Here is a 3,710-nt window from a genome sequence, read left to right as displayed (position 1 = left end):
CGGATTGACTTCCCCTCTGTTTGAAGATTTTTCCTTTATTCTGATGCCTGAGTATCTTCTGGCAGATTTTCAGGCGCGGATAACTGATAGTTCAGTTTCGCCTGAGGATATGCCTCGCAACCGGATCTATCCGGTTGGGGCGGCACAGGGGTTTTTATTGGATTACTTCAAGATCAACTGGAAAACGAAGGCTCAGCAGGCGGGATATAAGTTCAGCTTTGCCCAGCTCTTCGGTGAATACTTAGGGGTCAAGAAAACTCAGGTGGAAAAACTGGTGAAGAAGGCAAAAGAGAATTATGGTTATGATCAGGTTCTGTTTTCAACTGATAAACTGATCCAGGAATATCTTGACGGGTTTAATAAAGAGTTGGAATCATTTGAAGCCCAGCCCGGGTACCGCTTAGAAATAGAGCTCAATACGAATGGTCTCAGCCGCTCCCGGTCCTCCTCTGCTAAAAACTGGGTAGTAGACAAGGGCACCCGTGAGCTACGCAACCACTACAACGTCTATGTCCTGAAGAACAGCCTCCTTAATCTGCAGTTGCACGATCTGGGAGTATATGAGCAGAACAACTGGGATGCCAGGGTGAAAAAGGTTGTCTTCTTCGTACCGGAATTTGATTCAATTACACTGGACGAGCAGCCGGTTACACTAACAGAAGGAACTCAGGTCAGGTTTAAGAAAATGGAAGTGAACGGAAATACCTGGAAGTTCACCTGTGCAAAAGAGGGAACTATAGAAATTTCTGACAACAGGGTGAAGATAAATCTGCTCCAATAAAGAAAAAGGAAAATTGAAGATGGAAGAAGGAAAATTAAAAATAATGACGGATGACGGATGTCGAATGACGGATAAAAACCGTAGGGGCGAGGTTGCCTCGCCCTAGTAGGTAGTAGGTAATAGGTTATAGGTAGTAGGAGGTAGGAGATAGGGTAGGGCCTCAAGGTCTTGTCCACAGGATCCTGGTGAAGACTTTAGCCTTGCTTCCTTATCAAAAACGGCTTGATAAATCAAGCCCCTACAGAAGACGGTGGTAGGGGTTCGATTTATCGAACCCAGATTTGCTCCGGGACAGACTGGAAGTCTGTCCCACTTGTTGGAATGACAGTGAAAGTCGAGCTTGGGTGGGGCTTGTCTTCAAGCGGACATCTGGGAATCAAAAAAATAATGAAAGAAAAAATTATATTACTTGTTTGCTGGGTGATTATGACTTTAATTTCTCAAGATGCAGCTGTTGGAGCAAACGCAGGCTCACTTTACGGTGCAGTTATTGATGGAGCTACACGTAAGCCTCTGACAGGCGTGAGCATTATGCTAATCGGAACTAAATCAGGAACAGCTTCAGATACTTCTGGACATTTCAGGATTACAGGCGTCCCATCAGGTAGCTATAATGTTGTCGCAGGCATGATAGGATACGAATCTGATACTTTGCTGGTCACAATAGAGCCAGACAAAACCACAAAGCTGGAGATAACACTTAAACCTCGACCGGTTTCACTTCCATCAGTAGTGGTCTCCGGCGAAAGGCTCGCAGAAAGAAGCTGTGTAAGCGACCATCTGATAGAGCGAAGAACCGTTCTGCTCAGAGAAGGGCAGATGCAAGACCCGATCCGGGTGATCCAGACCTTGCCCGGAATCACTTCTCTGGGGGATCTGTTTATGCCTTCGCAGATATATGTTCGCGGTGGAGGCCCGGAGGAAAATCTGTTTCTCCTGGACTGGACCAAAGTTCACTGGCCCTGGTATTTCGGCGGAATGAAGTCGGTGTTCAATTCTGAAATAATTGACAGGATAGAGCTTTTGACCGGCGGTTTTCCGGTCAAATACGGCGAATGTCTCTCCTCTGTCCTGAACGTGACCACACGCGATGGGAACCGGGAACACTTCTCAGGTGATGTCTCGATTGGGTTGATTAATACTCAGGCATTAATAGAAGGTCCTATAACTCCAAAGGGATTTTTCCTTTTTTCGGGAAGGCGCAGCTATCTTGATCTGGTAATGAGCCAAAGCGAGGGGTTTCCTTTGCCTAAGTTCTATGACTTTAATTTCAAAGTAGGTTATGAGCCGTGGCAAGGGCAAAAAGTCTCGTTTTCCGGACTTTTCACTGATGAGAAGATCGATTTCTTTGACCCTAATCCCAGACCGGGCATTGCGCGCCGGCTTTATGACCTGGGTAAATTGAACACCCAGAGCCTGGAATGGAAGAACATAATCAGCGATAAATTGTATTCTCTGACGGCTATTACCCGGGAAGAGGTGCGTTATGACGTTCAGATAGGGTGGGCCGAGGACCTCGATATCAAGGCATTAGATTTAGGTTTCAGGCAAGACCTTACCTGGGAGCTTGTGTCCAGGCACGAGATAAAGGCCGGCCTGGAGTTAGGGTATATGAAGCCCGATCTCACAGAGAGACTGCCTTTTTCTATTCATTATTTCGACCCCGTTGCAGACCCGAATGACCCTGCCACACCGCTGGTAAATTACAGGGTGGATAAGCCTTTGAAAAGGTACGGGACCTATCTTCAGGACTCCTGGAAAGTGACTGAGAGGTTTTCATTGACCGGCGGAATGAGATTCGATTACTTGAATTTAAACCACAACAAAGACCTCTTGCCCAGGTTAGCTCTGAGCTACGGGCTGAGCAGCTCGACGACTCTACGTTTAGCCTGGGGATACTGTGCTCAGAACCCGGAAATGGAACACCTTTCTAAAGACCCAACTCTGAAGTCAAAGAAAACCATACATTATGTCTTCGGACTGACAAAAAAGTTCGATGATACCTGGGCTGGATGGGTAGAATTTTACCAGAAAGTGTATAAGGATTTAGTAACCGGTGACTCTCTCGGAAATTACTCCAATGATGGCAAAGGCTACGCCCGAGGATTGGAGATGTTTTTAGAAAAGCAAAAAGGCAAGCTTACCGGCTGGTTGAGCTATTCGCTTGGAATGGCCAAAAGAAGAGAGTTTTTGGATAAGGTCGAATCATACTCTGATTTCGATCAAAGGCATATGGCTTCAATAGTTCTAGACTGGAACTTCTCCAGACGGTTTACCTTAGACCTGCAGTTCAGGTATACGAGCGGGCGACCTTACACTCCCACCATTCGTTACGAGCCAGTCTTGATCGGAAATCACTGGGAATATATGTTGGTTCAAGGGCCCACCAACTCGGAAAGGTATCCCTCTTTTCACCAGCTCAACCTTAGACTTCAATACGAGTTTTCGATGTTCAGCCGGAACACTTCCTTTTATGTGGAAATCTGGGACTTGTACAACCGTAGAAATGTGATGGGGTATGATTTCGATTTCAGCGATGAAACCGAAACCCATGTTAAGACGAGAACTTTTTATTACACCCGTTTCTTGCCCTCTCTGGGGTTACGGGTGAATTTTTAAGAAGGGGTCATTCTGAGTCCCCGTGAGGGGTGAAGAATCTCAGGCCGGACGAGTGGGATTCTTCGGTCGTCCAAATGGAATTCCTCAGAATGACAATTGAGAAGAGAAGTTGTGTCCAGATTAAAAAATATAATCATAGACGAAATCCTCAAACAAGGGAAGATCTACGAGGTAGGTGGGGTGGTAAGGGATAGGATTATTTCCCCGGTTCTGTCGGATAAGGATACTGATTACTTAGTCTGTGGTATCCCGATGGAGGAACTTATTAGACTTTTATCTAAATTTGGAAAAGTAGATTTAGTGGGGAAAT

At 45.9% G+C, this 3,710-nt stretch carries 3 protein-coding genes; all 3 read left to right on the top strand.

Annotated elements, in window-relative coordinates; all coding sequences use genetic code 11:
* On the top strand, window positions 1–781 hold a 781-nt coding region (locus MUP17_08285; protein MCJ7458975.1), incomplete at its 5' end, for a hypothetical protein.
* Window positions 782–1,168: 387 nt separating this feature from the next.
* Entirely contained in the window at window positions 1,169–3,400 is a 2,232-nt protein-coding gene (locus MUP17_08280; GenBank protein ID MCJ7458974.1) for a TonB-dependent receptor, read from the top strand.
* Between the two features lie 111 nt (window positions 3,401–3,511).
* The coding region (locus MUP17_08275) for a hypothetical protein (GenBank protein ID MCJ7458973.1) at window positions 3,512–3,710 on the top strand (199 nt) is incomplete at its 3' end.

It is taken from the genome of Candidatus Zixiibacteriota bacterium (assembly GCA_022865345.1).
Lineage (GTDB): Bacteria > Zixibacteria > MSB-5A5 > MSB-5A5 > RBG-16-43-9 > RBG-16-43-9.
Note: the sequence above shows the minus strand (reverse complement) of the source record. Positions and strands in the feature narration are given on the sequence as shown.

Coding starts and splice junctions, on each gene's coding strand:
- MUP17_08280 (MCJ7458974.1), top strand. CDS start 1,169: ATGAAAGAAAAAATTATATTACTTGTTTGCTGGGTGATTATGACTTTA.